Raw genomic sequence first — 19107 nt, 5'->3', positions numbered from 1 at the left:
ACGAGGGTTGCGCGGGCGCGTTCCCCCGCGACCCTCGTCGCATCTGGGGACCGTCGAGTGCGCAGTTCTCGTGGCCGATCCCGGTGTGTCGTCCCAAGATGTGCACACTCGCGCGAGTTGTCCACAGGCCGTCGCGATCGCGGTTCCCTCCCGCACGGTCACCGGGCATCCTCGGCGATCATGGGGGAAATCGACGAACCGTTCCTGGGAACGCAGGCCGTACGGGCGGGCCTTCTCACACCGCACCAACTTCGGCGCTTCCGGCGCGTACACCGGGACGTGTACATCCACCGGGACGCGGCCGTCACACCGTACGGCCGCGCACGGGCCGCATGGCTCTGGGCGGGAGGCGACGGCGTGCTGGCCGGCTACTCGGCCGCTGCTCTGTTCGGCAGCCGATGGATCGACGCGACCGCGCCCGCCGAACTGATCCGACGCGGTAGCCGCCGGGGTACGGCCGGGGTCGTCGTGCACGCCGAGACGATCCTCGACGACGAAGTGTGCACGCTGGCAGACATGCGAGTGACGTCTCCGGCCCGAACCGCGTTCGATCTCGGCCGTCGTCTCGTCCTGGATACCGCGGTCGAACAGCTCGACGCGCTGTGCCGGGCCACCCGCTTGGATCCTGCGCGTGTCGCCGAACTGGCCGATCGGCACAGCGGCGCCCGCGGCGTGCGGCGGCTGAGGCAGGCGCTCCCACTGGTCGACCCCGGAGCCGAGTCGCCCCCGGAGACGCGAGTACGGCTGCTTCTCGTGCGCGGCGGCCTACCCCGCCCCAGCACCCAGGTCCCGGTCGTTGGCGGGGACGGACGCATCCTGGGGTGGGCCGACCTGGGCTGGAAGCAATGGCGCACCGTCGTCGAGTACGACGGCATCCATCACTGGACGGACGAGCGACAGCGCACTAAGGACATCGAACGATACGAGGCATTCGCGGCGCTGGGCTGGTCCGTGGTCCGCGTCAACTCCGAACAACTGCGCCTGCGCCCCGCATCGGTCGTGGACGCGTGCGGATGCGGCTTCGAGCGGCAGGCGCTCCCGTCCGACCGCCGAGTGCGCACAATTCGCGCTGACTCACGGCGTGTCGCCACGAGAAGTGCGCGCTCACGGGGCGACGGACGCGCGCAGGGCGGGAGCGGCGGGCCGACGCAGAGCGTCCGCGAGATCGTCCAGCCGGACCGGTTCGGCGACGAGTTCGTCCCACGGGTACGTGCCGGCCGTGCGGGTCAGGAACGCCACGGCACGACGGAGGTGGGTGGGCTCGTAGTTGTGGACTCCGGTGACGGTGAGCCACCCCCGCACGACGGCCTCGGGATCGAGGGGCACCGAAGGACCCGGTGTCACGGACCCGGCCAGCACGAGGCGGCCCCCGACGTCGAGCCGGTGCAGGCACTCCCCCACCGCCGCGACGGATCCGGAGAAGTCGAGCGCGACGTCGACGGGGCCGCCCTCGTCGCCGAGTGCCCCGAACCGCTCGGCCACCGCGATCCGTTCCGCATCCGGGTCGGCGACGCGCACATCGGCACCGGCCTCCGCGCACAGCGCGATCGCGGTGACCCCGAGCAGGCCGGCACCGCACACCAGCACCCGCCGGCCGGCGACGTCACCGGCCGCCTCGACAGCGGCGACCGCCGTCGCCGTCGCACATGCCGCCGGGGCCACGACGACGTCCGGCACCGAGTCCGGCACCCGGACCACGCCCACCCCGGCCGGCAGCACGATGTGGTGGGCGAAGCCGCCCGACAACGCCCAGTCGCCGTCGAACGGTTCGTGCCCCACCTTGCGCACGGCCCGGCACTTGGCGGTCCGTCCGGACACGCACCTGTCGCACGCGCCGCACGATGCCGTGACAGTCCACACGACGCGCGTGCCGACGACGGTCCCGGCACCGGGACCGGCCGCGACGACGTCACCGACGGCTTCGTGCCCCAGCACCGACGGCCGCGGCCCGGGCCGCCGTCCGGCGACGGTGTGCAGATCGCTGCCGCACACGGTTGCGAGCCGGACACGCACCAGCAGTTCCCCGGCACCGAGGCGCGGGACGGGGACGTCGCGCACGTCGACGCCGTCGCCCGTCCACACGGCCGCGCGCGTCAGACCACCAGCGACCGGATCCATCCCGACATCCTTTCGATCAGGTAGACGACGGCGAACACGATGATCACGATCGCTCCGGCGAACTCGAAGTTCAGGGTTCGGATCGCCTCGAACAGCAGGAAGCCGACGCCGCCGGCGCCGACGATGCCGAGCACCGTCGAGGTGCGAATGTTGACGTCGAGCAGGTAGAGGCTCGAGCCGATGACGGACGGCACCGCCTGCGGAATCACCGCCGCGAACAACGTCTTCCACCAGCCCCCGCCGACGGCCCGCACCGCCTCGACCGGCCCGGGATCGATCTCCTCGACTGCGTCCGCCACGAGTTTGCCGAGGAATCCCACGGATCCGAGAGCGAGGGCGCACGCCCCCGCGACGGGGCCGAGGCCGATCGCGGCGACGAAGATCACCGCGAGGATCAGCTCGGGCACCGCGCGGACGAACAGGATCACCGAGCGGGCCGACCAGTACACAGCCGGGTTCGGGGACACGTTGCGGGCGGCGAGTATCCCGAACGGCAGGGAGAGCACGATCCCGGCGGCCGTGGCGACCGCACCGATCGCGAGGGTTTGCAGGACGGCGTCGAGCAGCCTGCCGCCGACCGCCGTGAAGTCCGGCGGGAGCAGCCGGGTGAACACCTCGAGCGACGGGCCGATCCACGTGACCAGCGCACGCGGGTCGATACGCAGGCTGATCAGTGCACCGATCGTGGCGGCGGCGACCGTGCCGGAGAAGATGAGTCGCGCGGCCCTTTCCCGGCGCGGATCCGGAACGGAGGGTGCCAGCAGAACCCGCCGGACGACGACCGCGAGCACCTCCATCGCGGCGATGATCGCGAGGATCACGCACACGATGCCCAACGCCCGCGGATACACCAGTCCGCGCAGGGCGTCCTGGAGCGCGAACCCGATGCCGCCGGCGCCGACGAAACCGAGCACGACGGAGGTGCGCAGGTTGATGTCGATGCGGTAGACGAAGGTACCCATCCAGGACGGAACCACCTGGGGCACCACGGCATTGAGCATCTCGCGGACATAGCCTGCACCCGTGCTGCGTACCGCCTCCCGTGGTCCGGGATCGGTCTGCTCGACGGCGTCGGCGAACAGCTTGCCGAGCATGCCGATGGAATGCAGCGCGAGCGCGAGCACGCCGGGCAGGACACCGATGCCGAGGGCGCGGACGAACAGCACCGCGAACAGCAGGTCCGGCACCGCCCGGCAGAAGGTGATCACCGCGCGCGCCGCCGTGTACACGACGGGGTGCGGGGTGGTGTTGCGGGCGGCCAGGAAGGCCAGCGGCACCGACGCGACGGTCGCGAGCACCGTCCCGAGCACCGCCATCAGCAGCGTGTCGAGGGCGAGTTTCCAGATCCGGCCCGGATCGTCGAGGGTCGGTGGCAGCATGCGGCCGAGCAGGCCGGCGACGTCGTCGAGCCCGTCGAGCAGTGCCGCAGGGGCGAAGTCGATGTAGTGGGCGGAGACCAGGACGGCGAGGAGCGCGACGGCCGCGCACGTTCCCAGCAGACGCCGGCGGCGGACGGCCGGCCGCGGCAGGCGCCGCCCGACGCGGTCGGGCGGCGACGGAGCGAGGGCGGTGCTCACGACGGTCCCGTCGGCGCCGAGGCCGGCCGGACGGCCGGGTCGACCCGCCGATAGATGTCCATGGTCTCACCCCTGCTCAGCTCCACGGCCGGCCGGTCGAGCACCTTCCGTCCGCCGCGCAGGCCGACGATCCGGTGGGCCCAGCCCAGCGCAAGGTCCACCTGGTGCAGGGTGCACACGACGGTGAGCTTGTCCTCCATGCACACGCGGAAGAGCAGGTCCATCACCACCCCGGCGTTCTCGGGGTCGAGGGACGCGACCGGTTCGTCGGCCAGCAGGACGGTGGGACGCTGCATCAGCGTCCGCGCGATCGCGACCCGTTGCTGCTGCCCACCGGAGAGGGTGTCGGCGCGACGATCCGCGAGGTCGGCCAGCCCCACGCGGTCGAGGTGGGCGAGGGCCTCGGTGCGCATCCGCTTCGGGTACGTCGCGGCGCCGTAGCGGGGCAGGCGCAGGCGCCCGAGCCCGCCGACGAGGACGTTCTCGAGGCAGCTGAGCCGGCCGACGAGGTTGAAGTGCTGGAAGACGAACCCGACCTCCCGCCGCAGCATGCGCAGCTCGGCGCGGGACGCCAGATCGACGCGGGTGCCGGCCACCTCCACGGCCCCGTCGGTGACACTGTGCAGACCGTTGAGGCAGCGCAGCAGCGTCGACTTGCCGGAGCCGGACAGGCCCAGCAGTACGACGAGTTCGCTGCGGTGCACCTCGAGGTCGACACCGTCGAGAGCCACGGTGTCGCCGAACTTCTTCGTGACGCGACGGGCGGAGACGACGACATCATCGCCCGCGACGGTGGGGTCGTCGTCGCCCGCGACGGTGGGGTCGTCGTCGCCCGCGACGGTGGGGTCGTCGTCGCCCGCGACGGTGTGATCGCTGTTCAACTCAGCCCTTGCACTTGTCGGACTCGGTCAGGGCACACACCTCGCGCACACCCTCGTAGTCGGCGTCGGTCGCGGCGACGACGCCCCACGCCCGTTCGTCGGTGATGCGGCACTCGCCGTCGCACAGTCCCGCGGCGCGCATGTGATCGGCGTTGGCCTTGTCGACGAAGATCGTGCGGAGCCGGTCGACGGTGTCGGCACCGAGCGAGTTGCTCGCCACGAACAGCGAGCCGGCGATCGTCTCGGACTCCCAGACCTTCTTCAGTTCGCCTTCCTTCAGGTCGCCGCTGGCGATCATGGTCTCGTCGACCATGGTGTCGAAGGCGAATCCGGCATCGCAGTCGCCGGCGGCGATCGCGAGGGCCGAGGCGTCGTGGCCGCCCGCGTAGATCGGGTTCACACCGGCGGCGACGGCCTGCTCGGTGCCGGATTCGACGACGCCGGCCTCGATGAGTCCCGCGGAGGGGTAGAGGAATCCGGACGTGGATCCCGGGTCCACGAAGCACACGTCCTTGCCGGCGAAGTCGTCGATGCCGTCGATCTCGGTGTTGTCGGAGCGGGTGAGGCCGTAGGACCGGTAACCCGGCTCGCCGCCGGCGTCCTGGACGACGGCGCCGAGCGGGCTGACATCGGCGCCGTTGACGCCCGCCACGACGTAGGCGAACGGGCCGAAGAAGGCGAGGTCGACGTTGTCGGCGATGATGCCCTCGACCACGCCGGCGTAGTCGGAGGCCTGCACGAACTCGACCTCGGCACCGGTCTCGCGCTCGAGGAGCGCGATGAGCGGGTCGTAACCGGCCTGCAGGTCCGCCGAGTTCTCGGCGGGAATCGCAGCCAGGGTGAGCTTCTCGGGGAAGCCCTGGGCGTTGACGGCGTCGGGATCGGAGCCGCCGCAGGCGGTGAGGGTGAGAGCGAGGCCGGTCGCGAGCGCGGTCGCGGCGACCGTTCGGCTGGAGAAGTGCATGTCGGGAAGTCCTCGGGGTCGGGGTGTCTGTCAGGACTGCAGGAGCAGATCGGGCAGGTCGGCGACGGAACCGACGATGTGGGTGGCCCCGGCGTCGCGCAGCGCCTGTTCGTCGTGGGCGCCGGTGCGGGTGCCGGCGACGACGGAGGCACCGGCGCGGCGGCCGGAGAGCATGTCGCCCACGGTGTCGCCGACCACGGCGACCTCGCGAACGTCGTCGATCTCGGCGCGCAGCAGTGCGGTGAGCACCAGGTCGGGGTACGGCCGGCCGCGACCGGCATCGGACGGCGCGAGGGTGAGATCGGCGAGGTCCTCCCAGCCGAGGGCGGCGAGCAACCGGTCCTGGGTGGCGCGGCTGAAGCCGGTGGTGAGGGCCACGGCGACACCGGCGTCGCGCAACCTGGTGATCGCCTCGGCGGCCCCGGGGATCGGCTCGACCTCGCCGGCGTCGACGAATTCGTCGTAGGCCCGTTCGAAGGCGGCGTTCGCGGCGCGGGCCCGTTCCTCGGAGCCGAACAAGGACCGGAAGACGACGATCTTGGACCGGCCCATCGTGTCGAGGACGTAGCGCCGGGCGGCGTCGCGTTCGGGCCCGTCGGTGGGCAGTCCGACGCTGGTGGCGGCCGCGTCGAAGGCGCGGAGAACGAGGCCGCCGTCGGCGACGGTGGTGCCGGCCATGTCGAGCACGGCCAGTCGGATGACAGTCATTGCTACTCCGGAATCGTTGCGGGAGAGGATGTTCAGAGCTCGAGGAGATCGGCGGTCCGCTCGCCGAGGTAGGGGCCGAGGGTCATGCCGCGGCCGCCCGGTCCGGCAATGATCCAGATGTCGTCGTCGACGCGGGCACGGTGGACGAGTTCGGTGGGATCGAGGCACTGGCTGTAGACCCCGGCCCAGCGCCGCACGACCGGCGGGAGCCGGCGTCCGAGCAGTTCCTCCGCGACGGTGACGAGGTGCTCGTACGGGGCCTCGTCGACGTCGAAGGCGAACGGTTCGTCGTACTCGTGGGTGTCGCCGAGAGTGAGCCCGCCGTCCAGGCGCTGCACGCACAGCAGCTGCATGCGGTGCTGCTCGGCGGTGAGCGTCTGCGGTTCGCGCGCCTTCAGCTCCTCCAGCGCGGCCCCGGCGAATCCCGGGTAGTAGCGCAGGCTGTCGCCGTCGGCGACGGACGTGGTGAGCGTCTCGCCCAGCGGCGCGGTCTGCATCATCTGCAATCGCACGCGGCGCAGGGGCAGGTCGCCGCCGAGTTCGCGGGCGAGACCGGACAGGGTCGCTCCGGGGCACACGAGCACGAGGTCGGTCTCGTGGACGGTGCCGTGGTCGTCGCGCACCTGCACGGTGCCGTGGGCGGTGCGGGTCACGGTGCGCGCCTCGGTTTCCGGCCGGAATCGATACCGCCCGGAGGTGGCGAGGTGCCACCGGATCGCGGGCAGGGCGACGCGGGATTCGACGGCGGCGTCGGTGCTGCAGTGCAGACCGGCGGCGAACTTGCCGCGCAGGGCGGGATTGAGCTGGCGGACCGCCTCGGGCTCGAGCAGGGTGAAGCCCCGGTCACGGGCGTCGGCGCGGCCGGCGGCCTCCCGGGCGACGGCCACCTCGGCGTCGCTGCGAAGAAGGGTGATCGATCCGTTCGCCCGGAAACCGATGCCGGGGACGCGGGCGCCGAGGTCGGCCCACAACTCGCGGGAGCGCAGGGTGGCAGCCAGTTCGCCCTCGGTACGCCCGGAGACCCACACGAGGCCGAAGTTGCGGACGGTGGCGCCCCGGGCCTCCGGTTCGCGTTCGAGGTGAACGACGTCGTGTCCGCGGCGGACGGCGGCGTCGGCGTGGGCGGTGCCCAGAATGCCGCCGCCGATGATCAGGATTCGCATGACCCCGAGCCTGAGTGATGGTCTAGACCAATGAGGGGACGGCAGGCGAACGCGCGGTGAACAATTGGTATAGACCAAAATCCGGTACGCTTCGAGCGTGACAGCAACCGCTCGCGAGGCCCGGGTTCCCAAGCACCAGATCGTGCGGCATCAGGTCGACGCCCTGCTCGACGAGCTCTCCGTCGGCGACCCGGTGCCCTCCGAGCGCGACCTCGCCACCCGGTTCGACGTGGCCCGGGAGACCGTCCGCCAGGCACTGCGCGAACTCCTCGTCGACGGCCGCATCGAACGCCGCGGCCGGGGCACCGTCGTCGCGAAGCCCAAGATCCTGCAACCGCTGATCATCGGCTCCTACACCGAGGCCGCACTCGCGGAGGGCCGCAGCGCGGGACGCATTCTCGTCGGCTGGACCGACCTCGCCGCCGACCCCGACCTCGCCGAGGTGCTCGCGATCGCCGTCGGCGACCCCGTCCTCGAACTCGAACGCGTCCTGCTCACCGACGGCGTCCGCGTCGGACTCGAACGGACGCGCCTGCCCGCTGATCGCTATCCGGGACTCGTCGACAGCTTCGACTCCACGTCGTCGCTGTACGCGGCGATCCGCGCGCGCGGCATCACCTTCGCGCGCGCGGTCGAGTACATCGAGACCACCCTGCCCGACGCCCGCGAGGCGGCACTCCTCGACGCCGACATCCGCACGCCCATGCTCCTGCTCAACCGCGTTTCCTACGACCAGCACGACGCGCCGATCGAGCAGCGGCGGTCGCTCTACCGCGGGGACCGGATGACGTTCGTCGCCACGGTGACGCCCTGAGTCCGCCGCGGAGCACGGCTGCCCCGAGGTGCGCCCGTCCTCGGGGCCCGGATCACCTCAGGAACCGTCGTCGCCGCACACGCCGAGATGCTGCAGGACCAGTTCCTGCCGTCGCATCAGCCGCTCCGAGATCGTCCAGTCGGCATGCTGGTAGCGCGGATGCTGAGCCAGCGCGATGACGTTGGCCGGGAGATAAAAAATCGGGTCGGTCGGCATTTTTTCAGCATCGCAGACTTTCGGCCCCGATGCCCGGCCGGGCTCCGACCCGCATCGTCGCCCGGGCCGCGGCAGCAGGGACGCCCGCCTGCCCGGCACGCCCGGTGAGCCGCGGTGCCGTTACCGCCGGTAAGGTTTTCGGTCTGGCGTGCAGCGCCTGAGTGTCGTGTGGTGACGAAGGGTTGTGACGGTCGGTGTCGGGCGTGATCGCGGGATTCAGCGTCATCTTCGTGATCATCGCGATCGGATTCGCGCTCGGCCGCACCGGCACGCTCGGACCCGAGGGCCAGTTCGTGCTCAGCCGGATGGTGTTCTTCGTCGCCACCCCCGCGCTGCTGTTCGACTCGCTGGCCACCTCCGACCTGTCGGTGATCTTCTCCCCCACCCTGTACGTCGCGGCAGCCACGGCGTTCGCCGTCGCCGCGCTCTACCTCGTCGTCGCGAAGCTGTGGCTGCGCCGGCCCCTGCCGGAACTGACGATCGGCGCGCTGGCCGCCTCGTACGTCAACTCCGCCAACCTCGGCATCCCGATCGCGGTGTTCGTCCTCGGCGACGCGTCGTTCGTCGCGCCGCTGCTGCTGTTCCAGATCGTGCTGTTCTCCCCCATCGCGTTGACGATGCTGGACCTGTCCACGATGCGCGCCGGCGCGTCCCGGATGGAGACGATCACCGCCCCGTTCAAGAACCCCATCGTGCTGGCCGGTGCGGCCGGGCTCACCGTCGCCGTCGCCGGCTGGACGCTGCCCACCGCGCTGATGCAGCCGTTCCACCTGCTCGGCGGCGCCTCGGTGCCGGGTGCCCTGCTCGCGTTCGGCCTGTCGCTCCAGGGCGTGCGGGTGCTCGAAAAGGGCACGAGCCCACGGCGCGACGTCGCGCTCGCCTCGGTGCTCAAGATCGTGGTGCAGCCCGTCCTCGCCTACGTCATGGCCCGCCACCTGATGGGCCTCGACGGGCACGAGCTCTTCGCGATCGTCGTGGTGGCGACGCTGCCGACCGCACAGAACGTGTTCGTCTACGCCAGCCGCTACGGCCGCGGCATGGTGCTCGCCCGCGACGCCGCGCTGGTCACCACGCTCGCCTCGATACCCGCGATCGGCGTCGTCGCCGCACTGCTGGCATGACGGGCACGGCTAGGTTGAGACCCATGCGATTGCTGCTGCTCGCCGCCTGCTGCGTCCTGGCCGTCGCGTGCGGTCCGGGCGGCGCCGGCGTCCCCGCCCTGCCCGAGGCGCCGACGCCGGAGGGGGCAACGGTCTTCACGGCCCGCGACGATCTCGTCGACCCGCACCCGATCCCGATACAGTCGTGGACCCGCGTCGGCGGCGACCGCATCGCCGTCCACTTCGAGACCGGCACACCCGAGTGTTTCGGGGTCGACGCCACCGTCACCGAGTCCGGCACCACCGTGACGGTGGCGCTGCGCGGCGGCACCCTGCCCGAGGCGGTGGACCGGGCGTGCATCATGATCGCCGTCACCGGTGTGCTCGAACTGACGCTGCGGGCACCGCTCGCCGACCGGATCGTGACGGCCGGCTGATCGATGGCCCGCACCCCCCGGCACTGGCTGCTGCTCCTGTGCACGGCGACGGCGCTGCTGCACGCGACGTTCCAGTCGGTGCGCGTTCTCGTCTCCTACCGCGTTCTCGCCCTCGGCGGCGACGCGGCCGTGATCGGCGTGGTGACGGCCCTGTTCGCCCTCGTTCCGCTGGTGCTCGCGGTGCCACTCGGCCGGGCCGTCGACCGCCGGCACGCGGCCGGAATCCTTCGGGGCGGCGTGGTCGTGTCGGTGGCCGGTGCGCTGATCATCGCCCTCAGCCCGGGCCTGCTGGTGCTCGGTCTCGGCAACGCCGTCCTGGGTCTCGGTCAGCTCCTGGTGACGGTGTCCGGGCAGGCGTTCGTGTCGATCCTGTCGCCGCCGGGCGAGCTCGATCGCGGCTTCGCGGGCATCACCCTCGGGGTGTCGGTCGGTCAGGCGATCGGGGTGCCGCTCGCCGGCGTGATCGCTGCGGCGAGCAACGGCGAGACCGTCGAGACCACGCCGGCTCTGCTCGTGATGACGGTTCTGGCCGCGATGGCCCTGCCGTTCGTCGTCGGCTTGCGTGAACCACCCGGCTCCGGACGCACCCCGGACGACGCGCCCCCGCAGTCGGTGCTGTCGATGCTGCGCACGCGCGGCATGAAGCCCGCGATGTTCTCGAGCCTCGTGGTGCTGGCGTCCGTGGACATCGTCGTCGCGTACCTGCCGCTGCTCGGTGAGGAGTTCGGATTCGGGGTGCTGCTCGTGTCGGCCCTGCTCACCGCCCGCACCGTCGCGTCGATCGTCTCGCGCGCGGTGCTGCCGTGGGCGCTGCGGACGATCCCGCGGCGACGTCTGCTGCTGTCGGCGACGGCGTGCACTGCGCTGCCCGTCGCGGCCCTGCCGTTTCTGCCCGACCCGTGGGCGCTGGGCGCGCTCCTGGCGATCTGCGGCGCCTTCTGGGGTTTCGGGCAGCCGCTGACCATGACGTGGGTGGTCGAACTGGTGGCACCGGCGGACCGGGCGTCGGCGCTGGCGGTACGCCTCACCGGCAACCGTCTCGGCCAGGTGTCGGTGCCGTTGGCAGCCGGCGCGATCGCCGGGGTCGCCGGCACCGCATCGGTGTTCCTGGTGACCGCGGGACTGCTGTCGGCTGCCGCGGTGAGCACGTGGCGGGCGCTGCGCAGGTAGACACCACCCGTGCGCGTTTTCGGTAGCACCCACTACCGGAACCGCGCACGGCCGCGTCACCGCCGGCGCAGCCGCACATAGTCACCGCCGGCGCAGCCGCACATAGTCACCGCCGGCGCATCCGCACATAGTCACCGCCGGCGCATCCGCACGTAGTCACCGACGACGGCGGCGCCGAGTCCGTCGACGTCGGGCGCGACGACCCGCCCACCGACCCGCCGCGCCATACGGTCGACGATCCGCGCCAGGCCGGGATCGTCGCCGAGCCGGAAGATCGTCACGTGCGCACCGGCGCGGGCGAGATGATCGAGTTCGCGGACCGTCATCCCCAGGGTGCGGGCGCTGGGTGGATAGTCGAACGCCGCGTAGCCGTCCGCCTCGAGGTGCGCGGTGGGTTCGCCATCGGTCACCACCAGCACCACCGGCTGGGCGTTGGAGTGCCGGCGCAGGTGCCGGCCGGCCAGCATCAGCGCATGATGCAGGTTGGTGCCCTGCTCGTAGACCCCGTCCAGCCCGGCGAGTTCGGTGGCGGTGACGACGCGAGCGTGCCGGCCGAACGCGATCAGCTGCAGCGCGTCACCGCGGAACCGGGTCGAGACCAGGTGGTTGAGGGCCAGTGCCGTGCGCTTCATCGGCACCCATCGACCGTCCATCACCATCGAGAACGAGGTGTCCACCAGCAGCGCCACCGCGGCCTGGGTGCGCTGCTCGGTCTCGACGACCTCGACGTCGGTGACGTCCATCCGCACCGGGATTCGCGCAGGGGCGCGCAGGGTGGCGTTGGTGAGGGTGCGCACGACGTCCCACGGCTCCGTGTCGCCGAACTCCCACGGGCGCGACGCCCCGGTGGGCTCGCCCGTGGCCCCCGCACGGCGGGTCTCGCGCTGCCCGCCGCGGGTGGACAGCTGGTCCATGACGTCACGCAGCGCGGTCCGGCCGAGTTCGCGCATCGCCTTGGGCGACAGTCGCCACTGCCCGTCGGCGCCGCGGTCGAAGAACCCCTGCCGCTGCAGTTCCTTCTCGAGCTGGGCGAGCATGCGCGCGTCGGCCGCGGCCTCGTCGCCGAGCTGGCGGGCCAGCGCGTCGAGGTCGATGTCGTCGAGGGAGGCCCCGGCGTATTGCTGGGAGAGCTGCTCGGCGAGCGCGTCGAGTTCGGCAACGTCCTGCAGCGCCCCGGTCGCTTCGCCGAGGCCCATGCCCTGGTCGCCGCGGAACCGCTCCGACCCGGTCCAGTCCTCGCCGGGACGGGCGGCGCGCAGGTGTGAGTCGAGGCGGTCGAGCTGCGACATCAGGCTCGGCGAGCCGAACGCCTGCTGGGCGAGGGCGTCGAGTTCGTCCCGCTGTTCCTGGCTGAGCGAGTTGCGCAGCCGCTGCGCCGCCGCCGCGCGCTGGGCCAGCGAGTCGAGCAGTTCCTCCACGTTGCGGGGGTTCTCCGGGAAGAAATCGCCGTGCTCGGCCATGAACTGCTCGAAGTCCTCCGGGGTGTCCTCCCCGCGGGAATGCTTGTCCAGCAGATCGTTCAGATCCTCGAGCATCCGGTTCACACGTTCGCGGCCCTCGTCGGTCGCGCCTTCGAGGGCCTGCTTCATCCCGGCGAACCGCTGATCGAGCATCTCCCGCCCCAGCAGGTCGCGGATCTTCTCGTAGTCCTCCCGGGCTTGCGAACTGCGCCAGTCGTAGTCGGCGAGTTCCTGCACGGCCTGGGCGGCGGAGGCGGGCAGTTCCTCGATCCGCATCTCCGCGAACCGGGCGTCGTCGTCGAGAGCGCGCGCGAGCGCCTTGCGTTCCTCGAGCACGGCCCGGTCGAGGAGTTCGCGCACCTCGCGCAGCGTGCCGTCGAGATTCGTGCGGTCCAACAGGTCCCTGCGACGCCGATTCGCCTGCGCGGCAATCCGGTCCAGGCCGCGCATGGACCCGTGCCCGCGGCGCAGCAGCTCCCGCAGCGCCCGCCGCGGCGAACTGCCGGACAGCACGTCCTCGCCGATGGCGGCGAGGGCCTCACGCAGATCCACCGGCGGGGCGAGCGGGTCGCCGCCGTCGTAGGGTCCGTACCGCGCGCCCCGGCTCATCAGGAGTACACCGCGGCACCGTCGTCGTCGGCGTGCTTGGCGATGCGCCGCGCCAGATAGAGGCCCTCGAGGGCGAGTTCGACGGCGGCAGCCCGGGTTCCGATGTCGTCCGCGCCGAGCCGTTCGGCGACGACGTCGAGGGCGGGCAGGTCGGGCAGCTCGTCGAGCAGCGCCTTGGCGGTGATCCGGTCGCCGGTCACCACCGGCCGGCCCTGCTCGACGGCCGCGACGAGCGGACCGAGGTCCACCCCGGCCAGCCGGGTGCGGGCGGCATCCGCCGTGGCCCGCCGGAGCAGGTGGTCGAGCACCTCGAATTCCCGTCCCTCCTCGCCGGATTCGAACTCGACCTTGCCGCGCAGCACCTCCACGACGGTGCCGAGGTCGACGGGCCGTGCGACGGGATCGGCCTCGCCGAGCACGGCCCCGCGGCGCATCGCGGCGGCCGCGACGGTCTCGGCGCCGGCGACGGCGAAGCGCGCGGACACGCCGGAACGCTGGTCCACCGACGTGGATTCGCGCAGCAGGCGGGTGAAGCGGGCCAGGATCTCGAGCAGGAAGTCCGGGACCCGCGACTGCAGCTGCGCCTCCTGCTCGATGACGGCGATCTCGTCGTCGAGCTGCGTCGGGTAGTGGGTACGGATCTCGGCGCCGAACCGGTCCTTGAGCGGAGTGATGATCCGGCCTCGGTTGGTGTAGTCCTCCGGGTTGGCGCTGGCGACGAGCAGGACGTCGAGCGGGAGCCGCAGCGTGTACCCCCGCACCTGGATGTCGCGCTCCTCCATCACGTTGAGCAGCGAGACCTGGATGCGCTCGGCGAGGTCGGGCAGCTCGTTGACGGCGACGATGCCGCGGTGGGCGCGGGGCACGAGACCGAAGTGGATGGTCTCGGGGTCGCCGAGGCTGCGGCCCTCGGCCACCTTGACGGGGTCGACGTCGCCGACCAGGTCGGCGACGGAGGTGTCGGGGGTGGCGAGCTTCTCGGCGTAGCGCTCGCTGCGGTGCCGCCAGGCGACGGGCAGGTCGTCGCCGAGCTCGGCGGCTCGGCGGATCGAGGCGGGGGTGATCGGGTCGTAGGGATGCTCCCCGAGCTCGGAACCGGCGATCACCGGTGTCCACTCGTCGAGCAGCAGGGGCAGGGTGCGCAGCAACCGGGTCTTGCCCTGACCGCGTTCGCCGAGCAGCACCACGTCGTGGCCCGCGAGGAGGGCGCGTTCGAGTTGTGGAACGACGGTGTCGTCGAATCCGACGATGCCCGGCCACGGGTCGATGCCGTCGCGCAGGGCGGCGAGCAGGTTCTGCCGGATCTCGTCCTTGACGGAGCGGTGCACGTGGCCCGAGGCGCGCAGCTCTCCGAGGGTGGACGGCCTGACTGTGGGTGACGTCACCCCTCCCAAGGTACGAGCGTTCGGTGATTTCGGCACCTGCAACCGCGGCGCGTCGCCGCGGCGGGAACCCCGCGCGGGAGCGCCTGCCCGGCCCGGTTCGGCTCCCGGTGTCGGCAGCGATCCCTACACTCCCGCCATGGACACCTGGCTCCTCGCGGCACTGCTGGGCCTCGGGCTGGCCGCCGCCACCGGCCTGCGCACCTTTCTTCCGCTGCTGATGCTCGGCACCGCGGTGCACTTCGGCCTGTTCGGGATCGCGCTCAACGAGTCGATGCAGTGGGTCGGGTCGACGGGCGCACTCGTCGCCCTGGCGATCGCCACCGTCGTCGAGATCGGCGCCGACCTGGTCCCCCTCGTCGACAACGTCCTCTCGGCCGTCGCGACCGTCGTGCGGCCCGTCGCCGGCGCGCTCGCCGCCTGGGCCGCGTTCGCCGACCTCGACCCGGCGATGGCGGCCCTCGCCGGCATCGTCGTCGGCGCCCCGACCGCGATGGCGGTGAGCACGGTGCAGACCGGCACCCGCGCGGCGAGCACGGTCACGACCGCGGGACTCGGCAACCCGGCACTGTCACTGCTCGACGACCTGCTTTCCTTCGTCACGTCGTTGATCGCGCTCGTCGTCCCGCTGCTCGTCGTGCCCCTGCTCGCCGGCTTCGCGTGGGCCGTCCACCGCGGATACCGACGGCTGAGCCGCCTGCGGACGGGCTGACCGGTTCTGATAGACACGACGCCATGGCGGACACCGACATCTCCTTCTCCAGCGGCGACGTGACCCTGCACGGCAGCCTGCGCGTGCCCGCCGCGGGCGACGGGGACGTCCCCGCCGTGCTACTTCTCGCCGGCAGCGGTCCCACCGACCGCAACGGCGACAGCGCGCTGCTGCCCGGCCCGATCGGCACCCTGCGTCACCTCGCCGACGTGCTCGAACGCAACGGCTTCGCCAGCCTGCGCTACGACAAGCTCGGCAGCGGCGTCACCGGCCTCGGTCCGTACGACGTCTCCGACGTCGCCGACCTCGGATTCTCCACCTTCATCGACGCCGCCACCGACGGCCTGCGGTTCCTCGCCGGCCAGCCGGGCGTCGACTCCGAGCGGCTCTACGTCGTCGGGCACAGCGAGGGCGCGCTCATCGCCCTCTCCCTCGCCCACGCCGGCGCGCCCGTCGCGGGCATCGCCCTGCTCGAACCGCTGGCCGTACGGCTGCTGGACCTGCTCACCGCCCAGATCGACGCCCAGCTCGACGCCGTCGTCGACGCCGGTCAGCTCCCGATCCAGGTCGCCGACGAACTGCGCCTCGCCCTCGCGGACGCCGTCGAATCGCTGCGGGCCGACGGCACCCTCAGCGACACCCTGCCCGAGCCGCTACGCAACGCCGGACTGGTCTCGGCCAACGCGAAGGCCCTCGCCGAGGAGGACGCCCTCGATCCGCGGATGCTCGCGGCCCAGCTCGACGGGGCGCTGCCGGTACTCACCAGCGTCTCCGCGAAGGACATCCAGGTGCGGGTCGAGGACGTCGACGCCCTCGACTCGGCACTCGTGCACACGAGCCTGACCTCGCTGCGCCTGCACCGGGCCAACCACGTGCTCAAGGACATCGGCGACCAGCAGTCCACCGGCGCCGACTACATCGCCGATCTGCCCTTCTCGGACGAGTTCACCCGCGGTTTCGAGGCGTGGCTCGCCAAGCTCTGACCTGCCGCCCGAGATGGGCGGAAAACAAGAGATGTCAGATTCGCGTTACTCGGGTATGGTGTCCGGTTAACCCGTAGGAACACACGAGAAAGGTACGGTCCGATGCGAGACGACAAGGTCATCGCGGCGAAGTCGATGCGCATTGCCGTACCCACCTGGTGCCGACACACCTACGCGTACTTCCACTTCGCCAAGTGGCAACCCCGGGAATGAGTCGACGACTCGAAAGACTCCTTCTCGGGCACCCGGGCACATCGCCTCGGGTGCCTTTCTTTATCCCGTACCGATCTTGTCCAGTAAGAGGAGAACACGATGAAACTGCGACTCGGCGCCACCGGCGCCGTCCCCAAGGACCTGCCCGACGATCTCACCGGTCACGCGATCACGATCGACCTGAGCCACGTCGGCACCGAACAGGCCGCGGCCGCTGCGGACCTCATCCGCGAACTGCTCGACCGCGGTGCCGCCCGGCTGGTCATCTCCGACGCCCGCGACGCCGCGCCGCGGACTGTGACCCGCCCGGCGACCGGCCACCCGCACGCGGCCTGACGGCGCGGGCGGCCGGGCGGCGCTCAGTGCGCGAAGTGCCGTGCGCCGGTGAGGTACAGGGTCACGCCGGCCTCGCGAGCGGCCTCGATCACCTCGTTGTCGCGCACCGAACCACCCGGCTGCACGATGGCCTTGACGCCGGCCTCGGTGAGCACCTGCAGGCCGTCCGCGAACGGGAAGAACGCGTCCGATGCGGCGACGGATCCGGTGACACGGTCCCCGGCGCGTGAGACCGCGAGCCGGGCGGAGTCCACGCGGTTGACCTGGCCCATGCCGACGCCGACGGTGGCGCCGCCCGCAGCGAGCAGGATCGCGTTGGACTTCACGGCCCGGCAGGCGCGCCAGGCGAACTCGAGATCCGCGAGGGTCTCGGCGTCGGCGGCCTCGCCGCAGGCCAGCTCCCAGTTCCCGGCCGAATCACCCGGCGCCGTGAGGGTGTCGCGCTCCTGCAGCAGCATGCCGCCGGAGATCTGACGCAGCTCGATCTGCGCCGCCTGCGGCGAGTCGGCCCGCAGGATGCGGATGTTCTTCTTGCGGCTGAGCACCTCGACCGCGCCGGCCGCGTACGCCGGGGCGATGATCACCTCGGTGAAGATCTCGGCGACCTGCTCGGCCATCGCCACGCTCACCTCGCGGTTGACGGCGATCACGCCGCCGAACGCGCTCACCGGATCGCACTCGTGCGCCTTACGGTGCGCCTCGGCGACGGTGTCCGCCACCGCGATGCCGCACGGGTTGGCGTGCTTGATGATCGCGACGCACGGCCGGTCGTGGTCGTGCGCGGCGCGCCAGGCCGCGTCGGCGTCCTGGTAGTTGTTGTAGGACATCTCCTTGCCGTGGAACTGCTCGGCCCGGGCCAAGCCCGGCTCGCCGGCCTCGTTCACGTACAGCGCCGCCGCCTGGTGCGGGTTCTCGCCGTACCGCAGCACGGCCGCACGCTCCCACGTCGCCCCGGCCCAGGCCGGGAACTGCTCGGCGGCGTCCGCCTCCGGGACGGCATAGCCGGCGTTCATCCAGCTCGCCACCGCCACGTCGTAGGCGGCGGTGTGCTGGAATGCCTGGGCGGCAAGGGCTTTGCGCTGCGGCAGGGTGAAGCCGCCCCCCTTGACGGCGTCGAGCACGTCGTCGTACCGGGCCGGGTCGACGACCACGGCGACCGACGGATGGTTCTTCGCGGCGGCACGCACCATGGACGGGCCGCCGATGTCGATCTGCTCGACGCACTCGTCCGGGGTGGCCCCCGAGGCGACGGTCTGCGTGAACGGGTACAGGTTCACCACGACCAGCTCGAACGCCTCGACACCGAGCTCGGCGAGCTGGTCGAGGTGGTCCTGCTTGCGCGTGTCGGCGAGGATGCCGGCGTGCACTCGCGGGTGCAGCGTCTTGACCCGCCCCTCGAGGCACTCGGGGAAGCCGGTCAGGTCCTCCACCTTGGTGACGGGGATGCCGGCGCCGGCGATGGTCGCAGCCGTGGAGCCGGTGGAGACCAGCGCGACACCCGCCTCGTGCAGACCCGTCGCCAGTTCGACCAAACCGGTCTTGTCGTAGACGCTGACGAGTGCACGTCGCACAGCCTTACGTTCGGTCACTGGGGATCACGGCCTTTCGTCCATCGGATACAACTCCACGGGTGGCGACGGCGGCGACCACGTCGGCCAGCAATCGTCGCTCCACAACCTTGATGCGTTCGTGCAGGGTGGCCTCGTCGTCGTCGTCGAGGACCGGCACGGGTTCCTGCGCCAGGATGGGGCCGGTGTCGACACCAGCATCGACCAGGTGCACGGTCGACCCGGTGACCTTCACCCCGTAGGCGAGGGCGTCGGGGACGGCGTGCGCGCCGGGGAACGCCGGCAGCAGCGCGGGGTGGGTGTTGACGATGCGGCCGCCGAACCGGTGCAGGAAGGTCGGCCCCAGGATCTTCATGAAACCGGCCGAGACCACCAGGTCCGGCTCGTGGGCGGCGACGGCCTCGGTGAGGGCGCGGTCCCATGCGGCGCGGTCCGGGTGCTCACGCAGCACGACCCGGAGATGCGGGATGCCGGCAGCCTCCGCGTGCCCCTCGGCGGCGCATTCGCGGTCCACTCCGACGGCGACGATCCGGGCGGGATACCCGTCCGTGTGCGTCGCGTCGATCAGCGACCGCAGCAGGCTTCCGGTGCCCGAGGCGAGGACGACGACCCGTGCCGGCGCAGTCGGCGGCAGCTGGTCACGCGAGGCAGTCAGCGCTCTACTCCTGGAACTCGAGAGGGGTCGGCCGGATGCTC

The 19107-nt window shown here is 71.7% G+C and carries 18 protein-coding genes and 1 pseudogene; 8 read left to right on the top strand and 11 right to left on the bottom strand.

All coding sequences use genetic code 11. The features are described from left to right. Positions 1-180 precede the first annotated feature (180 nt). Positions 181-1073, top strand: a pseudogene (locus ACWPOB_RS27175) (DUF559 domain-containing protein). A 31-nt stretch (positions 1074-1104) separates the two neighbouring features. Here the strand turns inward: ACWPOB_RS27175 and ACWPOB_RS27170 are convergent. From ACWPOB_RS27170 to ACWPOB_RS27145, 6 genes are read right to left on the bottom strand one after another with little or no spacing between them, the layout of a single operon-like run. Next, complete coding sequence (locus tag ACWPOB_RS27170) at positions 1105-2118, bottom strand: zinc-binding dehydrogenase (RefSeq protein ID WP_455402721.1); 1014 nt, start codon at positions 2116-2118, stop codon at positions 1105-1107. Then, positions 2094-3695 carry a phosphonate ABC transporter, permease protein PhnE gene (gene phnE / locus ACWPOB_RS27165; protein ID WP_455402720.1) on the bottom strand — a complete coding sequence of 534 codons (1602 nt, stop codon included), beginning with the start codon at positions 3693-3695 and terminating at the stop codon, positions 2094-2096. Before phnE ends, ACWPOB_RS27170 begins: the two co-directional genes overlap by 25 nt. Beyond that, a complete protein-coding gene (gene phnC / locus ACWPOB_RS27160) occupies positions 3692-4576 on the bottom strand; it encodes a phosphonate ABC transporter ATP-binding protein (RefSeq protein ID WP_455402719.1) in 885 nt (294 codons plus the stop codon). Before phnC ends, phnE begins: the two co-directional genes overlap by 4 nt. A gap of 1 nt (position 4577) precedes the next feature. Continuing rightward, the gene (locus tag ACWPOB_RS27155) at positions 4578-5540 is read right to left on the bottom strand and encodes a phosphate/phosphite/phosphonate ABC transporter substrate-binding protein (RefSeq protein ID WP_455402718.1); all 963 of its coding nucleotides are present in this window, start codon (positions 5538-5540) and stop codon (positions 4578-4580) included. Positions 5541-5570: 30 nt separating this feature from the next. Continuing rightward, positions 5571-6248, bottom strand: a complete 678-nt coding sequence (locus ACWPOB_RS27150; RefSeq protein ID WP_100057209.1) for a phosphonatase-like hydrolase — start codon at positions 6246-6248, stop codon at positions 5571-5573. Positions 6249-6280: 32 nt separating this feature from the next. Then, the gene (locus ACWPOB_RS27145) at positions 6281-7411 is read right to left on the bottom strand and encodes a TIGR03364 family FAD-dependent oxidoreductase (RefSeq protein ID WP_455402717.1); all 1131 of its coding nucleotides are present in this window, start codon (positions 7409-7411) and stop codon (positions 6281-6283) included. Positions 7412-7508: 97 nt separating this feature from the next. On the opposite strand from ACWPOB_RS27145, the gene ACWPOB_RS27140 reads away from it, so the two are divergent. Further along, positions 7509-8225, top strand: a complete 717-nt coding sequence (locus ACWPOB_RS27140) for a GntR family transcriptional regulator (protein ID WP_006945000.1) — start codon at positions 7509-7511, stop codon at positions 8223-8225. A 57-nt stretch (positions 8226-8282) separates the two neighbouring features. Here ACWPOB_RS27140 and ACWPOB_RS27135 read toward each other — a convergent pair whose 3' ends face one another. After that, positions 8283-8441 carry a hypothetical protein gene (locus tag ACWPOB_RS27135; protein WP_455402716.1) on the bottom strand — a complete coding sequence of 53 codons (159 nt, stop codon included), beginning with the start codon at positions 8439-8441 and terminating at the stop codon, positions 8283-8285. Between the two features lie 194 nt (positions 8442-8635). Here ACWPOB_RS27135 and ACWPOB_RS27130 point away from each other — a divergent pair, with 194 nt between their 5' ends. From ACWPOB_RS27130 to ACWPOB_RS27120, 3 genes are read left to right on the top strand one after another with little or no spacing between them, the layout of a single operon-like run. Beyond that, positions 8636-9562: an AEC family transporter gene (locus ACWPOB_RS27130; RefSeq protein ID WP_006945002.1), complete on the top strand. Its 927-nt coding sequence runs from the start codon at positions 8636-8638 to the stop codon at positions 9560-9562. A gap of 23 nt (positions 9563-9585) precedes the next feature. Next, entirely contained in the window at positions 9586-9978 is a 393-nt protein-coding gene (locus tag ACWPOB_RS27125) for a hypothetical protein (protein WP_455402715.1), read from the top strand. 3 nt (positions 9979-9981) lie between these two features. Next, on the top strand, positions 9982-11148 hold the full coding sequence (locus ACWPOB_RS27120; RefSeq protein WP_100057206.1) for an MFS transporter: 1167 nt from the start codon (positions 9982-9984) through the stop codon (positions 11146-11148). A 131-nt stretch (positions 11149-11279) separates the two neighbouring features. On the opposite strand, the gene ACWPOB_RS27115 is transcribed toward ACWPOB_RS27120, so the two are convergent. Next, entirely contained in the window at positions 11280-13217 is a 1938-nt protein-coding gene (locus ACWPOB_RS27115; RefSeq protein ID WP_455402714.1) for a VWA domain-containing protein, read from the bottom strand. Next, positions 13217-14602, bottom strand: coding sequence for a sigma 54-interacting transcriptional regulator (locus ACWPOB_RS27110; RefSeq protein WP_455402713.1), 1386 nt, complete (start codon positions 14600-14602; stop codon positions 13217-13219). The genes ACWPOB_RS27115 and ACWPOB_RS27110 overlap by 1 nt, the downstream gene beginning before the upstream one ends. 136 nt (positions 14603-14738) lie before the next feature. Here ACWPOB_RS27110 and ACWPOB_RS27105 point away from each other — a divergent pair, with 136 nt between their 5' ends. The 3 genes from ACWPOB_RS27105 (at position 14739) to ACWPOB_RS27095 (ending at position 16843) form a co-directional block, all read left to right on the top strand. Then, a complete protein-coding gene (locus ACWPOB_RS27105) occupies positions 14739-15311 on the top strand; it encodes a DUF4126 domain-containing protein (protein WP_289379360.1) in 573 nt (190 codons plus the stop codon). 23 nt (positions 15312-15334) lie between these two features. Beyond that, positions 15335-16294, top strand: coding sequence for an alpha/beta hydrolase family protein (locus ACWPOB_RS27100; protein ID WP_100058414.1), 960 nt, complete (start codon positions 15335-15337; stop codon positions 16292-16294). A gap of 312 nt (positions 16295-16606) precedes the next feature. Beyond that, complete coding sequence (locus ACWPOB_RS27095) at positions 16607-16843, top strand: hypothetical protein (protein ID WP_006945013.1); 237 nt, start codon at positions 16607-16609, stop codon at positions 16841-16843. 23 nt (positions 16844-16866) lie between these two features. On the opposite strand, the gene purH is transcribed toward ACWPOB_RS27095, so the two are convergent. Further along, entirely contained in the window at positions 16867-18432 is a 1566-nt protein-coding gene (gene purH / locus ACWPOB_RS27090; RefSeq protein ID WP_455402712.1) for a bifunctional phosphoribosylaminoimidazolecarboxamide formyltransferase/IMP cyclohydrolase, read from the bottom strand. Continuing rightward, positions 18419-19066 (bottom strand): phosphoribosylglycinamide formyltransferase, encoded by a 648-nt coding sequence (gene purN / locus ACWPOB_RS27085; protein WP_100058412.1) that lies wholly within the window; start codon positions 19064-19066, stop codon positions 18419-18421. Before purN ends, purH begins: the two co-directional genes overlap by 14 nt. Positions 19067-19107: the final 41 nt, after the last annotated feature.

The sequence above is a fragment of the Rhodococcus sp. 2H158 genome, assembly GCF_053764755.1.
The sequence above is the reverse complement of the archived record's forward strand: the minus strand, read 5'-3'. Positions and strand labels throughout refer to the sequence as shown.